Origin of the sequence: Xanthomonas sp. NCPPB 2866, from assembly GCF_041475745.2 — a bacterium.
Taxonomy (GTDB): Bacteria; Pseudomonadota; Gammaproteobacteria; order Xanthomonadales; family Xanthomonadaceae; genus Xanthomonas; species Xanthomonas arboricola.
The window spans coordinates 4,299,635-4,316,017 of sequence record NZ_CM192975.1 but is presented as its reverse complement, the minus strand read 5'-3'; the positions used below and the strand labels follow the sequence as shown (position 1 = coordinate 4,316,017).

At 66.5% G+C, this 16,383-nt stretch carries 9 protein-coding genes; 6 read left to right on the top strand and 3 right to left on the bottom strand.

What is annotated here, in order from left to right:
- Window positions 1–283: 283 nt before the first annotated feature.
- The gene (gene hglS / locus ACCQ04_RS18290; protein ID WP_065032981.1) at window positions 284–1,651 is read left to right on the top strand and encodes a 2-oxoadipate dioxygenase/decarboxylase HglS; all 1,368 of its coding nucleotides are present in this window, start codon (window positions 284–286) and stop codon (window positions 1,649–1,651) included.
- A 490-nt stretch (window positions 1,652–2,141) separates the two neighbouring features.
- On the opposite strand, the gene ACCQ04_RS18285 is transcribed toward hglS, so the two are convergent.
- From ACCQ04_RS18285 to ACCQ04_RS18275, 3 genes are all read right to left on the bottom strand, one after another.
- On the bottom strand, window positions 2,142–5,282 hold the full coding sequence (locus tag ACCQ04_RS18285; protein ID WP_065048602.1) for an efflux RND transporter permease subunit: 3,141 nt from the start codon (window positions 5,280–5,282) through the stop codon (window positions 2,142–2,144).
- A 130-nt stretch (window positions 5,283–5,412) separates the two neighbouring features.
- The gene (locus tag ACCQ04_RS18280; RefSeq protein WP_054591071.1) at window positions 5,413–8,661 is read right to left on the bottom strand and encodes an efflux RND transporter permease subunit; all 3,249 of its coding nucleotides are present in this window, start codon (window positions 8,659–8,661) and stop codon (window positions 5,413–5,415) included.
- 93 nt (window positions 8,662–8,754) lie between these two features.
- Entirely contained in the window at window positions 8,755–9,996 is a 1,242-nt protein-coding gene (locus ACCQ04_RS18275) for an efflux RND transporter periplasmic adaptor subunit (protein WP_024938874.1), read from the bottom strand.
- Window positions 9,997–10,252: 256 nt separating this feature from the next.
- Between ACCQ04_RS18275 and ACCQ04_RS18270 the strand changes: the two genes are divergently transcribed.
- The 5 genes from ACCQ04_RS18270 (at window position 10,253) to ACCQ04_RS18250 (ending at window position 16,204) form a co-directional block, all read left to right on the top strand.
- A complete protein-coding gene (locus ACCQ04_RS18270) occupies window positions 10,253–11,569 on the top strand; it encodes a M20 family metallopeptidase (RefSeq protein ID WP_046344728.1) in 1,317 nt (438 codons plus the stop codon).
- A 166-nt stretch (window positions 11,570–11,735) separates the two neighbouring features.
- Window positions 11,736–12,551: an NADPH-dependent 7-cyano-7-deazaguanine reductase QueF gene (gene queF / locus ACCQ04_RS18265; RefSeq protein ID WP_046344726.1), complete on the top strand. Its 816-nt coding sequence runs from the start codon at window positions 11,736–11,738 to the stop codon at window positions 12,549–12,551.
- 102 nt (window positions 12,552–12,653) lie between these two features.
- Complete coding sequence (locus ACCQ04_RS18260; RefSeq protein WP_102580498.1) at window positions 12,654–12,947, top strand: LysM peptidoglycan-binding domain-containing protein; 294 nt, start codon at window positions 12,654–12,656, stop codon at window positions 12,945–12,947.
- 62 nt (window positions 12,948–13,009) lie between these two features.
- Window positions 13,010–13,567 carry a hypothetical protein gene (locus tag ACCQ04_RS18255; protein ID WP_226427546.1) on the top strand — a complete coding sequence of 186 codons (558 nt, stop codon included), beginning with the start codon at window positions 13,010–13,012 and terminating at the stop codon, window positions 13,565–13,567.
- 405 nt (window positions 13,568–13,972) lie between these two features.
- Window positions 13,973–16,204 (top strand): NADP-dependent isocitrate dehydrogenase, encoded by a 2,232-nt coding sequence (locus tag ACCQ04_RS18250; protein WP_226427545.1) that lies wholly within the window; start codon window positions 13,973–13,975, stop codon window positions 16,202–16,204.
- Window positions 16,205–16,383 lie beyond the last annotated feature (179 nt).

Sequence of the window (16,383 nt, the reverse complement as noted above, 5' to 3'; positions counted from 1 at the left end):
CAGTAGGACCGACATGGACCACGCCGTGCGCTTCGGTTCCGAGCGTGCCCACCATCCGCATCCAGCGGACGACTGCTCGCCACGGATCGCCAGCCGCCACTCGATGCGTTTCACGCCTGGTGGGAACCTGCGCAGCGGCAAGACGTGAGGTGACCGATCGGCTGCGCGCCTGTCTGCGCGCCAACACAGGCGCCGGCATGCTGCCGTGCAGCTGGCCGCCGCAGGGCGCGGTCGGCGAGAATGCCGCAACGCCGGCGTTGGCCGGCCCTGCCAAGACCAGCCCATGCGCGATACCGTGTTTGTCTCCCCCGATCACATCCGCAGCCTGTTCGCGCAGGCGATGTCGGACATGTATCGCGCCGAGGTGCCGTTGTACGGCGACCTGATGACGCTGGTGGCGCAGGTCAACGCCGACACCCTGAGCGCCGATCCCGCCCTGGCCGCGCGCCTGCAACGCAACGACGAACGCGCGCGGCTGGATCTGGAACGGCACGGTGCCATCCGGGTCGGCACGGCGCAGGAACTGGCCACGTTGCGGCGGCTGTTTGCGGTGATGGGCATGCATCCGGTGGGCTATTACGATTTGTCGGTGGCCGGTGTGCCGGTGCATTCCACTGCGTTCCGCCCGATCGACGAGGCGGCGCTATCGGTCAATCCGTTTCGCGTGTTCACCTCGTTGCTGCGGCTGGAGTTGATCGAAGACGCCGCGCTGCGGACGCAGGCGGCGCAGATCCTGGAGCAGCGGCAGATCTTCACCGCCGCCGCGCTGGAGCTGATCGAGCAGCACGAGCGCCACGGCGGGCTGGAGGCGGCGCAGGCGCAGCAGTTCGTGGACGAAGCGCTGGAAACCTTCCGTTGGCATGGCGATGCCACGGTGTCGCTGCCGACCTACCGCGCGCTGAGCGAGGCGCACAAGCTGATCGCCGACGTGGTGAGCTTCCACGGGCCGCATATCAACCACCTGACGCCACGCACGCTGGATATCGATGCGGCGCAGGCGCAGATGCAGCGCGCCGGCATCGACGCCAAGGCGGTGATCGAAGGGCCGCCGCGTCGGCGGGTGCCGATCCTGCTGCGCCAGACCAGTTTCAAGGCACTGGAGGAGCCGGTGCGCTTTGTCGGCGACAGCGGGCAGGCCGAGCACGGCACGCACACCGCGCGCTTCGGCGAGATCGAACAACGCGGGCTCGCGCTGACGCCCAAGGGCCGCGCGCTGTACGACGCGCTGCTGGCGCAGGCACGCGACAGCGATGGCGCGGGCAGCACCGGTACCGATTACGCCACGCGGCTGCAGACCGCGTTCGTGGCGTTTCCCGACGACGAAGCCGTGCTGCGTCAGGAAGGTCTGGGCTATTTCCGCTATGCGCTGACCGAGGCCGGACGTGCCGACCCCGCGCAGGTGGCGGCAATGCCGGCAGAAACCGCGATTGCGCTCGGTCTGCTCAGTGCCGATCCGATCATCTATGAAGATTTTCTGCCGGTGAGTGCGGCCGGTATCTTCCAGTCCAATCTCGGTGGCGCCGAACAACGCGCCTATGCCGCCCATTCGAGCAAGCGCAGTTTCGAACAGGCGCTGGGTGCGCAGGTGCAGGATGAGTGCGCGTTGTACGCGCAGCTGGAGCGTGCGTCGCTGCAGGCGTTGCTGGTGTAGCGGTCAGGGCGCGCCGTCGCCCGAACAACGCATGTAACGCACGGTTTGCATCTTGCACACCGACCATCTCGACAGGTCATTGCCCGCCTATCATCGCGGGACCTTACGCGGCATGGATGCCGCGTAAGCGCCTACACGGACGTACTTGCGGCGTGTCCTGCGATGGTAGGCGGGCAAGGGCCCTGCAACCAGGCCGCAGCCCCGCCGCGCGACAACTGATCCATCCCTGCCGTCCAACACGTCAAGGCAGCCGAACTTCCGGTCGCAGTGTCGTCTGGATGCGGTCAAACACGTGGGCTCTGGCCAAAAGCCGCGTGAGTCGAGCGTGCATTTGCAGCTCGCATCACTGTGCCGCATTTGAATACGCTGCCAGCAGCGATGCCCCGGCGTCCTGCCAGCAATTGGCAAGCGACGGTGAGAGATGATGGCCAACCGCGATGCCGGCCGGCACGCGTCGGTCCGTGCAGACCGGCGCGTGTGCTGCTTCGCCTCAGTGCGCCGACGCCGCCGGGCGCCGTGCCGCCGCGCGCTCTGCCCGGCGTGCACGCGCACGTGCGCGACGCGCCTTCCAGCGTTCGCTCAGGCAGGAGAAAATCACGTACAGCGCCGGGGTGCTGAGCAGGGTCAGGCTCTGCGAGAAGATCAGCCCGCCGATCATCGCGATGCCCAGCGGGCGACGCAGTTCGGAGCCCTCGCCCAGGCCGACCGCCAGCGGCACCGCGGCCAGGATCGCCACCATCGTGGTCATCATGATCGGGCGGAAGCGCACGATCGAGGCCTCGCGTGCGGCCGCGCGCGCATCCATGCCGTGCACGCGCTGCGCCACCAGCGCGAAGTCGATCATCATGATCGCGTTCTTCTTGACGATGCCGATCAGCAGCACCAGCGCGATCATCGAGATCACCGACAACTCGGTGTTGGTGAGGAACAACGCCAGCAGTGCGCCGACGCCGGCGGCCGGCAGCGTGGACAGGATGGTCACCGGATGGATCAGGCTCTCGTAGAGCATGCCCAGCACGATGTAGACGGTGAGCACCGCGGCCAGCAGCAACACGCCCATCGAGTTGGGGCTGAGTTGCACGTTGAAGCTGTCGTCGCCGCTGAGGCGGATGCCGTCTGGCATGCGCAAGCCTTCCACGGTGGACTTGATGATCAGGTCCGCCTCGCCGGTGCTCACGCCCGGTGCGAGGTTGTAGCTCAGATCCATCGTGGTGTACTGGTTTTCGTGGACGATCTGCGGCGGCGCCAGCCCGGGCACCTGGGTGGCGACGGAGGTGATCGGCACCATCAGGCCGGCGCGGTTGGGCACGAAGACCTGGTCCAGCGCCTTGGGCGTTGCCGTTTGCGAGGGCAGTGCATTGACCACCACGCTGTACTGGTTGAGATCCGAATAGATGGTGGAAATGGAGCGCTGGCCGAAGGCGCCATACAGCGCGCCATCGATGGCACCGACCGAAATGCCCAGGCGCGCGGCCTTGGCGCGGTCGATCACGATGTTCTGGCGTAGACCCGATGTATCCACGTCGGTGCCGACATCGCGCAGGCGCGGATTCTTCTTCAACGCCGCCTGCAGCTTGGGCAGCCATTCCTGCAGCTGCGCCAGGTCGTTGCCCTGCAGCGAAACGCGGTACTGCGCACCCTGGCTGGTGCCGCCACCGCCGTCGCTGGGCAGGTCCTGGATCGCGCGCAGGCGCAGATCCAGATCCGGGTAGCGGTCGGCCTTGGCGCTCAGGCGTGCGACTACCTGCGCGGTGGTGTCGCGGCGGCCTTCGTCGCGCTTCTTCAATTCGATATTGAACGAGGCGCTGGAACCCTGCCGGCCGGAGCCCAGCCGCGCGCCGACGGTCTTCACCGCCGGGTCGGCCATCAGCATGTCGGTGATGCGGCGCTGGCGGCTGACCATGTCGGCAAACGACACCGTGGCGCTGGAATTGGCGCGGCCCCAGATCAGGCCGGTGTCCTGTGCCGGGAACGAGCCCTTCTTGACTGCGCCGCCGAGAAAGACGGTGGCGGCGATCAACAGCAGCGGCGTCAGCGACAGCAGCAAGGCGTGCCGCAGCGAGAAATCCAGCGCCACCGTGTACACCGCGAGCATGCGCTCGTGCATGCGGTCCAGCCAGGCGCCGAAACGGCTGGGTTTTTCCGGCTCGGTATGTGCGGACAGAAAGCGGCTGCACAGCGCCGGCGTCAAGGTCAGCGACACCAGCATCGACACCACGATCGCCGCCACCAGGGTCACGGTGAACTCGCGGAAGAACGCGCCGATCATGCCGCTGGCAAACAGCATCGGAATGAACACCGCCACCAGCGAGGCAGTGATCGACACGATGGTGAAGCCGATCTCGCGCGCACCGGCCAGTGCGGCATCCAGACGCGGCATGCCTTCGTCCAGATGACGCATGATGTTTTCGATCACCACGATCGCATCGTCGACCACAAAGCCAATGGCGATCACCAGCGCCAGCAGGCTGAGGTTGTTCAAGGTGAAGCCCAGCATGTACATCACCAGCGCCGAGCCGGCCAGCGACAGCGGCACGGTGACCGCCGCGATCAGCGTCGGCGCCAGGCGGCGCAGGAACAGCGCCATGGTCAGGACCACCATCGCCAGGCTGATCAGCAGCGTGGCCTGCACCTCGTGCAGCGAGGCGCGGATGGTCGGGGTGCGGTCGAAGTAGGGCGTCAGCTTGGTGCCGGGCTGCAGGTAGGCGCGTAGCTCGGGAATCTGCGCCTTCACCTGGTCCACGGTTTCGACGATGTTGGCGCCGGCGCGGGTGAAGGCGTACATCACCACCGCCGGTTTGCCGTCGAACCAGGCCGCTTGATAGGCATCCTGTTGGCCGTCGTAGACGGTGGCCACGTCGCCCAGCCGCACTATGCGGCCATTGGACTGGGTGGAGATCGCCAGCTGGGCGAAATCGGCGGCCTTGGATACCGAATCGTTGGCCACGATCGCCATGGTGGTGTTGCCGTCGGACAGGAATCCGGTCGGCGAGGTGACGTTGGCCGCGCGCACCGCATTGCGCAGATCGTCCGGGGTCAGGCCCAGCGCGTTGAGCGCGCGCAGATCCACATCCACGCGGACCGCCGGCGTGGAGGCGCCGGCGATATCGACCGAACTGATGCCGGTGATCTGGCGCAGCCGTTGCGCCAGCAGCGAGTCGGCAACGTTGTAGAGCTCATCGGCCGATTGCGTGTCCGAGGTCAGTGCGATGGCGATGACCGGGTCGTCGTTCGGATTGGCTTTCGAATAGATCGGCGTGCCGAGCCCGGACGGCAGGTCCGATTGCGAGGAGTTGATCGCCGTCTGCACATCCTGCGCGGCCGAATCGATGTTGCGATTGCTCTGGAACACCAGCACCACCAGGCTGCTGCTCTCCGAACTGGAGGAGCGCATGCGGTCGATGCCGGGCAGCTGGCCCAGGTGGCGTTCCAGCGGTGCGGTGACGGTGGAGGCCATGGTGCTGGCATCGGCGCCGGACTGCGTGGCGTGCACGAAGATCACCGGAATCTGGATGTTCGGCAACGCCGCCACGCCCAGCCGCAGGTAGCACATCAATCCGATCACGAACAAACCGATCGCCAGCAGCGCGGTGCCGATCGGGCGCTTGATGAAGGGCGCGGAGATGTTCATGGCTGTGGTGCCGGGATTTGGGAATCGGGATTAGGGATTCGGCAAGCGGGGGCAGCGCCACGCCCGAGCGCGCCTGCGCGCAGGCGAAGCCGCGGTCCGGTAATCCGATCAGCCATCGCTGCGCCGGTCATCATGCCGGGCGCTCCGAAGTGGAGGCCGGGGGCACGCCGTCGCGGCGGGCGGCACGCCGTGCGCGCCAATCGCGTAGCCGCTCGCCGGCACGTTCCATGTACAGGTAGATCACCGGCGTGGTGTACAGCGTCACCAGCTGCGACAGCAGCAGGCCGCCGACGATGGCGATGCCGAGCGGACGCCGCAGTTCCGAGCCGATGCCGGTGCCCAGCGCCAGCGGCAACGCGCCCAGCATCGCGGCGGCGGTGGTCATCATGATCGGGCGGAAACGCAGCAGGCAGGCGCGGCGGATCGCTTCGTGCGCGTTGGCGCCGTCGCGGCGGGCGTCGATGGCGAAGTCGATCATCATGATCGCGTTCTTCTTGACGATGCCGATCAGCAACACGATGCCGACGATGCCGTCCACCGACAGGCTCAACCCGCACATCATCAGCGCCAGCAGCGCGCCGACGCCGGCCGGCGGCAGCGTGGAGATGATCGTCAGCGGGTGGATGTAGCTCTCGTAGAGCACGCCCAGCACGATGTAGATCACCACGATCGAGGCCAGCAGCAGCCATACGATATCGGTCTGGCTGCCGGTGAATTCGGCCGCCTTGCCGACGAACGCCGCATGCACCTGGGTGGGGATCTTCAAATCCTGGCGCGCCTGCTCGATCGCCTCCACCGCCTGCGACAGCGAATGGCCGGGCGCCAGATTGAACGAGATCGTGACCGCCGGCAGCTGTTGCTGGTGGCTGACCACCAACGGCGTGTTGGTGACCTTGGCCTCGGCCAGTGCGGCCAGCGGAATGATGCTGCCGGCGCCGACCACGATGCCGGTGTTCTGCGCGCCCACGCCGGTGGCGGTGGAGGAGTTGGACGAGGTCAGCTGGCCGAAGCTGGTGGCATTGGTGCCGGTCAGCGCGCCGCTGCCGTTGCTGGCCACCGCCAGCTGGTTCATCAAGGCGGTGCTGCTACGGAACTCCGGCGCCACTTCCAGCACCACCCGGTACTGATTGAGCTCGGTGAAGATGGTGGAGATCTGGCGTTGACCGAAGGCGTCGTACAGCGTGTCGTCGATGGTCTGCATCGGCACGCCGAGCATGCTGGCCTTGTCGCGATCGATGCTCAGCTCCAGCGCCCGGCCCTGGTTGGCCAGGTTGTTGTCCACGTCGGCCAGCTCGGGCAGCTTGCGCATCGCCTCGGTCATGCGCCCGGCCCAGGTGGCCAGCTCGCTGCTGTCCACATCCGACATCGAATACTGGTACTCGGTGGCGGCCACGCGGGTGTCCAGGGTGACGTCCTGCACCGGCTTGAGGAACAGCGCCACGCCGGGAATGCCGGCCACCGCCTTTTGCAGGCGCGGCAGCACCTCGTCCAGGCCCTCGCGGTCGCCGCGCGTCTTCAGCACGATCGACAGCTGGCCCTGGTTGATGGTCGGGTTCATGGTGCCGGCGCCGATGAAGGCGGCCACGCCGGTCACGGCGGGGTCCTTTTGCAGCGCCGCGGCCACCGCCTGGGTGCGCTGCTCCATCTGCGGGAACGCCACGTTCTGGTCGGCCTGCACCACGCCGGTGATCAGGCCGGTGTCCTGCTCGGGCAGCAGGCCCTTGGGGATCGCCATGTACAGCACCACGGTCAGCGCCACCGCGCCGATCGCCACCGCCAGGGTCAGCGGCTGGTGCGCCAGCACCCAGTCCAGGCTGCGCTCGTAGGCGCCCACGGTGCGCGTCCACAGGTTGGTCTTGCCGGCGGCCGCGGCGCGTTCGTGCGCGTCCTCGCCTTCGGGCAGGGCGTCGGGCTTGAGCAGGTAGGCGCACATCATCGGCGTCAGCGTCAGCGACACCAGCATCGAGATCACCACCGCAATCGACAGCACCCACGCAAACTCATGGAACAGGCGCCCGGTCACGCCCGGCATCAGCAGCAGCGGCAGGAACACCGCCACCAGCGACACGGTCAGCGACAGCACGGTGAAGCCGATCTGCTTGGCGCCGATCTCGGCCGCTTCCGGCCCGCTCTTGCCCTGTTCGATGTAGCGCACGATGTTTTCGATCATCACGATCGCATCGTCGACCACGAACCCGGTCGCCACCACCAGCGCCATCAGCGACAGGTTGTCCAGCGACATGCCGGCAAATGCCATCACCCCGAAGGTGCCGGCCAGCGACAGCGGCACCGCCACCGAGGGAATGATGGTGGCCCACAACCGGCGCAGGAACACGAAGATCACCGCCACCACCAGCGCGATGGTCAGCACCAGGGTGAACTTCACCTCGTGCACCGAGGCGCGGATGGTTTCGGTGCGGTCGGAGAACACCTCCAGGTGCACGTCGGCCGGCAGCACCGCCTGCAGCTGCGGCAGGATGCTGCGGATCTGCTCCACCGTCTGCACGATGTTGGCGCCGGGCTGGCGGCGGATTTCCAGCAGCACCGCCGGCTTGCCGTCGGCCCAGGCGGCGAGCTGGTCGTTCTCCACCCCGTCGACCACGTTGGCCACATCGGCCAGCCGCACCGGGCGGCCGTTGCTGTAGCTGATGATGGTCTCGCGGTACTGCGCCGCGTCGGTGAGCTGGTCGTTGGTGCCGATGCTGTAGGACTGGGTCTTGCCGTTGAGCGAGCCCTTGGGCGCGCTGACGTTGGTCTGGGTCAGCGCGCTGCGCAGCGATTCCATGGTCAGGCCCATGTTCGACAGCTGCGCCGGGTTGACCTGGATGCGCACCGCAGGCCGCACATTGCCGGCGATCGACACCAGGCCCACGCCCGGCACCTGCGACAGGCGCTGGGCCAGGATCGCATCGGCATAGCGGTTGACCTCGCGCAGCGGCAGCGAGTCGGAGGTGAGCTTGAGGGTCAGGATCGCCGCGTCAGCCGGATTGACCCGGTTGTAGACCGGTTGATACGGCAGCGACGAGGGCAGGGTGGCCTGACGGATCGCCGCCTGCACATCCTGCGCGGCGATGTCGATGTCGCGGTCCATCGAGAACTGCAGGATGATCGTGGACAGGCCTGCCGACGAATCGGAGGTCATCATCTGCAGCCCGGAGATCTGCCCGAACTGGCGCTCCAGCGGCGTGGTCACCAGCGAGGCCATGGTGGTCGCGTTGGCGCCGGGATACTGGGTGGTGACCACCAGGCTGGGCGCGTCGATCTCCGGCAGCGCCGAGACCGGCAATTGCCGGTAGCCCAGGATGCCCAGCAGCAGGATGCCCGCCATCAACAACGAGGTGGCGATGGGACGGCGGATGAAGATGGTCGAAAAGCCCACGGGGGGTGTCCTTGCTGAAGACGTCAATCGATGCCGGCGCGCGCAGCGCCGATGCACACCGGCGACGGAAGGCCCGTCGCCGGTGCTCGCGAGTTAGCGCGGACCGCCGCCGCTGCGTCGGCCACCGGCGCCGCCACGGCTCTTGTCCTGCGCGGCCTTGAGTTCGGCCTCGGTCGGCTCCGGCGGGGTTTCGCCCGGCTTGAGCGCGCTGACCTTGCTGCCCGGCTTGAGCCGGAACTGGCCTTCGGTCACCACACGCTCGCCTGGCTTGAGCCCCTTGGTGACCTGCACATGGCTGTCGTCCACTTCCACGCCCTGCACCACGGTGCGCATCTGCGCGGTGTTGTCGTTGCCGACCACGTAGACGTAATCGCCGTCCGGGCCGCGCTGCACGGCCTGGGTCGGCACCACGGTGCCGCCGGAGATGGTGCGCAGCTGCAGGCGCACGTTGACGAACTGGCCCGGCCACAAGGCATTGTCGGTGTTGGCGAAGATCGCACGCGCACCGAAGGTGCCGCTGTCGGCGGCGATGCGGTTGTCGATCACCTCCAGCTTGCCGTCGCCGCTGATCACGTGCGCATCGCCGCGGTCCAGCGCTGCCACGTCCAGCGGGGCGGCCGCCTGGCCGCTGCGCACCGCCTGCAACTCGCGCTCGGGCAGGTTGAAGGACACGTAGATCGGGCGGATCTGGGTCAGGGTGACGATGGTGGAACTGGCGCTGACGATATTGCCCACGTCCACGCCGCGGATGCCGGCGATGCCGTCGATCGGCGCGGTCACGCGGGTGAACTGCAACTGCACCTGCGCCGAGCGCATCTGTGCATCGTTGGCCGATACCGCCGCCTCGTACTGCGCCACCTGGTTACGCTGAGTATCCAGGTCTGTGCGCGAGACGTACTGCTTGTAGGCCGGGTCGTTGGAGCGCTGGTAGTTCACCCGCGAGGTCGCCAGCAGCGCCTGGTTCTGGCGCTTGGCCGCCAGTGCCTGGTCGTAGCTGGCCTGCAGGGTGCGCGGGTCGATCTGCGCCAGCAGCTCGCCCTTCTTCACTTCCTGGCCCTCCTTGAAATTCAGGCTCATCAGCTGGCCGCCGACCTGCGGGCTGACCGTGACGGTATTGAGCGCGGTCACCGTGCCCAGCGCGCTGGCGTAGACCGGCACATCCTGGGTGGTGGCGGCCACGACCGTGACCGGTACCGGGCCGCTGTTCTCGGTGCCATTGCCGTCCGGCGCGTCCGCCCGCTTGCCGTGGTTGCCCCCACCGAACATCCGCATTGCGACGAACACCACGACGAGCACCGCTACGACCAGCAGTGTGATCTTCCAAAAACGCGACATGCGACAACTCCTGAGGGCGGGCCGGGCGCTGGTGCGACCGTGGGGCGGCTGTGCGAAGCATATCGTTGCGATCAGGCAATTGAGCGTTACTGAAGTAACGGCCCGCCGGACGAAACGACTGCAGCGTTCACAGATGCAATGCAGCGGCAACGCGTCAGGGCCGATGTGGTTGACCGCAGGACTGAATCGAGCCCCACTGCAGCCCACCGAGCGTGCACCTGCACTACATTAAGCGACCATCTTTAGAGGATTGCTGATGCGCCACTCCCGCCTGCTGACCAGCGCGTTGCTGCTCGCCCTGCCCACCCTGGCCGCCGCCCAGGCCGCGCCCCGGCCCGACGTCCAGGCCGCCGCCGCGCCGTTGCAGAGCAAGCTGGTGCAGTGGCGCCGCGACTTCCACCAGCACCCGGAGCTGTCCAACCGCGAGGAGCGCACCGCCGCCACCGTGGCCGCGCAGCTGCGCAAGCTCGGCCTCAAGCCGCGTACCGGCATCGCCCATCACGGCGTGGTGGCCATCATCAAGGGCGGCAAGCCGGGTCCGAAGATCGCCTTGCGCGCGGACATGGATGCCTTGCCGGTCAAGGAGCAGACCGGCCTGCCGTATGCCTCCAAGGTCACCGCCGAGTACCGCGGCGAGCAGGTCGGGGTGATGCACGCCTGCGGCCACGACGCCCACACCGCGATCCTGCTCGGAGTGGCCGAAGCGCTGGTCGGCATGCGCGAGCAGCTGCCTGGCGAAGTGATGCTGATCTTCCAGCCCTCCGAAGAGGGCGCGCCCGGCAACGAGGAGGGCGGCGCCTCGCTGATGCTCAAGGAAGGCCTGTTCGCCGACTTCAAGCCACAGGCGGTGTTCGGCCTGCATGTGTTCTCCAGCGTGCAGGCCGGCAAGATTGCGGTGCGCAGCGGCCCGCTGATGGCCGCCTCGGACCGGTTTGCGATCAAGATGATCGGCCGCCAGACGCATGGCTCGGCGCCGTGGAACGGCATCGACCCGATCGTGGCCAGCGCCGACATGATCGGTGCCGCGCAGACCGTGATCAGCCGCCGCGCCAACCTGTCCAAACAACCGGCGGTGTTGAGCTTCGGCGCGATCAAGGGCGGCATCCGCTACAACATCATCCCCGACGACGTGGAAATGGTCGGCACCATCCGCACCTTCGACGAAGCCATGCGCCAGCAGATCTTCGCCGACCTCAAGACGGTGGCCGAGCACACCGCTGCCGCCCACGGGGCCAAGGTCGAGGCGCAGGTGCCGGACCAGCCCGGCAACCCGGCCACGGTCAACGACCCGGCGCTGACCGCCAGGATGCTGCCCAGCCTGCAGGCCGTGGTCGGCGCCGACAATGTCTACGAACCGCCGCTGCAGATGGGCGCGGAAGATTTCTCCTTCTACGCCCAGCAGGTGCCGTCGATGTTCTTCTTCGTCGGCTCCACCGCCAAGGGCATCGACCCGGCCACCGCGCCCAGCAACCATTCGCCGCAGTTCCTGCTCGACGAATCGTCGCTGGATGTGGGCCTGCGCGCGCTGTTGCAGGTGTCATTGGATTACCTGCATCAGGGGGAGGCTGGCTAAATCGGGAATCGGGAATCGGGAATCGTGTGCAGTTGCGCGGTTCCCGCTGAGCGTTGGTGATCGTGTGGGGCGGCGGGTCGCTTGACGGCCCGCTGCCTTTGTTGCCAGCGTGCTCCAGCGTCCGCTATACACCTCACGGCCAGCCCGCTCGGCCTAAAATGGCGCGATGAATACCCCAGAAGATTCCACCCTCGGTCGTGAGGTCGCCTATCCCAATGGCTACGATCCGTCGCTGTTGTTCCCGATTCCGCGCGCGGCCGGGCGCGAGGCGATCGGCCTGACGGGGGCCTTGCCCTTCATCGGCCGCGACCGCTGGCATGCCTACGAACTCAGCTGGCTCGATGCGCAGGGCAAGCCGTGCGTGGCCACCGCCACCTTGCACGTGCCCAGCGAGTCGCCGTCGTTGATCGAATCCAAGTCGCTCAAGCTGTATCTCAATTCGCTCAATGCCACCCGCTTCAATAGCGCCGAAGCGGTGCGTATGCGCATCGCCTCCGACCTGTCCACGCGCGCCGGTGCCGATGTGGTGGTGGAATTCGGTCTGCCGCCGATCGATGCGGTGGGTGAGGGCGAGTCGATCGACGCACTGGATGTCAGCATCGACGATTACGGCCCGCCCAATGCCGCATATCTGGCGGCGCATGCACAACCAGTGGTGGAAGAAGTGCTGACCTCGGCCCTGCTCAAGTCCAATTGCCCGGTCACCGGTCAACCGGATTGGGCCAGCGTCACGTTGCGCTACCGCGGCGCCCCGATCGACCGCGAAGGCCTGCTGCGCTATCTGGTGAGTTTCCGCGACCACGCCGAGTTTCACGAGCAATGCGTAGAGCGTATCTTCCATGACGTGCTGCTCCGTTGTGCGCCCGAGTGGTTGGTGGTGGAAGCGCGCTATACCCGCCGTGGCGGGCTGGACATCAACCCCTTGCGCAGCTCGCCCAGCGTGCCGACGCCGCTATCGATCTTCCGCGACCTGCGCCAGTAATCGCGCCCATTCAAGGCTCGCGCCAGCTTCACGGTGGCGCGATCCACGCTTAACAGCGCGCCGCGCACCCTGCAGTCATCGTGATGCAAAGGGATTGCGGCAATGAATGTCGACAAGAAAGCAGATTTTTCCAACGTGACGTCCTCGGTCGACAGCACCGCAGACGTCGCGCCAGCGGCGGATTTCTCCAACGTGCGTACCAGCGTGCAGAGCACTGCGCAGCTGGTCGGCGAATCGGTCACCGTGCAGGCGGGCGACAGTCTGTCCAGCATCGCCAAGCGTCATTACGGCGACGGCAACCTGTGGCCGCGGATTTTCGAGGCCAACCGCGAAACGCTCAAGGATCCGGACAAGATCTTTCCAGGTCAGGTCCTGCAGTTGCCGCCGAAGTCATAGGCGCACCGCACCCCTGGCACCTTTCGAAACCCACTTTTATTCTGATATCCGGAGATCGATCCATGCGTACTACATCCGTTTCTAGCACCCTCGCCATTGCCCTTGCCGGCGTTCTCGCCCTGTCGGGCTGCAGCAAGAAGGCCGACGACGACAGCGTGTCCAAGGATCCGACCTCCGGGGCTGCCACCGAGGCGATGCCAGGCCCGGCCGCAACACCGCCGGCGAGCGATCAGGCCGACCAGAGCACCGCGACCGGCGCTGCCAGCACTGATACCGCAGCCGCAATGGGTTCGGCAGTCACGGTGTCAAGCGTAGTGGTCGGCACGACGGCGACCGCCGACAAGTCGGTGACCCCGTCGGCCAACATCGGCAGCAAAGACACCATCATCGTCTCGGTGAAAACCGATGGCAGCGCGAGCAATGTGGCGGTCGCAGCCAAGCTCACTTATCAGGATGGCCAGGTGGCCGGCGAGCAGAATGCCACCTTGACCACGACTGGCCCGGAAACCACCAACCTCAGCTTCAGCAAGCCCGATGGCTGGCCGGCTGGCAGCTACACCGCGCAGGTCATGGTGGATGGCAAGCCGGCGGGCACTCCGCAGACCATCACGGTCAAGTAAGCAGCCACGCGAGCAGGCAGTCTGCAGATAGGGATGCGTGCTCGCAACCTGGGTAGCGCACTGATCCCAAGCATGTCGGACACGCGCGTCCATCGCGCTGCCCCAACGCTCATTAAGCAGGCCATCGGGGCGCGATCACACGATCGCGCCCTTTTTTCTGCGTAATTCTCTCAGCCGGCACATTCGTTACAGCTGCATCCATCGCATTGGCCGAGTGGCGGGATGGAGCATCCGCCTGTGGTCGCTTTACCCGGGCGCGGCTCAGACGCGACAATGCCGTGCTGATCCATCGCCGCGTTCCACGCGCCGGCCGATCGGCGTGCCAGCAGCGACCCCCGTCGCGCACGCCAACGCCAGTGCCAACAACGCCGGCGCTCCTTCCGACCACACGAGCCATCGCACCTTATGTCGAAGACACCGAAGATCATTTACACGCTCACCGACGAAGCACCGTATCTGGCCACGCAGTCGCTGCTGCCGATCATCGATGCCTACACCAATACTGCCGGCATCGTGGTCGAAACCCGCGACATCTCGCTGGCCGGCCGCATCCTGTCGCTGTTTCCCGAGCACCTGAGCGACGCGCAGAAGATCGCCGACGACCTCGGTGAGCTGGGCGAGCTGGCCACCACGCCGGAAGCCAACATCATCAAGCTGCCCAACATCAGCGCCTCGGTGCCGCAGCTCAAGGCCGCCATCGCCGAACTGCAGGGTCAGGGCTATGCGCTGCCGGCGTATCCGGACACGCCCAAGGACGATGCCGAAAAGGACATCAAGGCGCGCTACGACAAGGTCAAGGGCAGCGCGGTCAATCCGGTTTTGCGCGAAGGCAACTCCGACCGTCGCGCGCCGCTGTCGGTGAAGAATTACGCGCGCAAGCATCCGCACCGCATGGGCAAGTGGAGCAGCGATTCGAAGTCGCACGTGGCCCATATGGACGACGGCGACTTCTTCGGCAGCGAGCAATCCGCCACCGTGGCGGCCGCCGGCGCGTTGAAGATCGAGTTCGTCGGTAACGACGGCAGCAGCAGCGTGTTGAAGGACAAGGTGGCGGTCAAGGCCGGCGAAATCGTCGATGCCGCGGTGCTGAGCAAGCGCGCGCTGGCCAGCTTCATCGACGCGCAGATCGCCGATGCCAAGGCCAAGGATGTGCTGTTCTCGGTGCATCTGAAAGCCACCATGATGAAGGTCTCCGACCCGGTGCTGTTCGGTGTGGTGGTTGGCGAGTTCTACAAGGACACGCTGAGCAAGCATGCCGAAGCGCTTGCGTCGGTCGGCTTCGACCCCAACAACGGCATCGGCGACCTGTACGCACGCATCGCCACGCTGCCGGACGACCAGCAGGCGCAGATCAAGGCCGATATCCAGGCCGAATACGCGCAGCGCCCGGCCCTGGCCATGGTCAATTCGGACAAGGGCATCACCAACCTGCATGTGCCCAGCGACGTGATCGTCGATGCGTCGATGCCGGCGATGATTCGCGACTCCGGTCAGATGTGGAATGCCGAAGGCAAGCTGCAGGACACCAAGGCAGTGATCCCGGATCGCTGCTACGCCGATGTCTATCAAGCGGTGATCGACGACTGCAAGGCGCATGGCGCATTCGATCCGTCCACCATGGGCTCGGTGCCCAACGTCGGCCTGATGGCGCAGAAGGCCGAGGAATACGGTTCGCACGACAAGACCTTCCAGATTGCCGCCGCCGGGACCGTCAAGGTCACCGACGACACCGGCGCCACCGTGTTCGAACATGCGGTGGAAGCCGGCGACCTGTGGCGCATGTGCCAGGTCAAGGACGCGCCGATCCAGGACTGGGTCAAGCTGGCGGTCGAGCGCGCGCGCCTGAGCGAGACGCCTGCGGTGTTCTGGCTGGACAAGGCGCGTGCGCACGATGCGCAGGTCATCGCCAAGGTCGAAACCTATCTGAAGGATCACGACACCAACGGCCTGGATATCCGCATCCTGCCGCCGGTGGAAGCGACCACCTTCTCGCTGGAGCGCATCCGCAAGGGCCAGGACACCATCTCGGTCACCGGCAACGTGCTGCGCGATTACCTCACCGACCTGTTCCCGATCCTGGAGCTGGGCACCAGCGCCAAGATGCTGTCGATCGTGCCGCTGATGGCCGGTGGCGGCCTGTTCGAGACCGGTGCCGGTGGCTCGGCGCCCAAGCACGTGCAGCAGTTCGTCGAGCAGAACAGCCTGCGCTGGGATTCGCTGGGCGAGTTCCTGGCCCTGGCCGCCTCGCTGGAGCATCTGGGCAACCGCTACGACAACCCGTCGGCCACGGTGCTGGCCAAGGCGCTGGACGTCGCTAACGGCCAGTTCCTGGACAACAACAAGTCGCCAGCGCGCAAGGTCGGTGAACTGGACAACCGCGGCAGCCACTTCTATCTGGCGATGTACTGGGCGCAGGCCCTGGCTGCGCAGACCGAGGACACCGCCCTGCAGGCCAAGTTCGCACCGCTGGCCAAGGCCCTGACCGAGAACGAAGCCACCATCGTGGCCGAGCTCAACGGCGCCCAGGGCAAGCCGGTCGAGATCGGCGGCTACTATCACTCCGATCTGGCCAAGGTCAGCGAGGCGATGCGCCCGAGCAAGACCTTCAACGACGTGTTGGCCACGCTGAAGGCCTGATCCAGCGCACCGCCTGGCGGTGCGTCCAGCAGGTGCAACAGGCAGGGCCCGCCTCGATGAGGGGCGGGCCTTGTCGTTTCCGGCGTTTGCGCGCAACAGCGAGAACACGGTCGTTGCGTGCCAGGCCTCACGACCTGGCAGTGCCTTGCCTGCGAGAGATCCTGCGCCTCGGTGCGAGC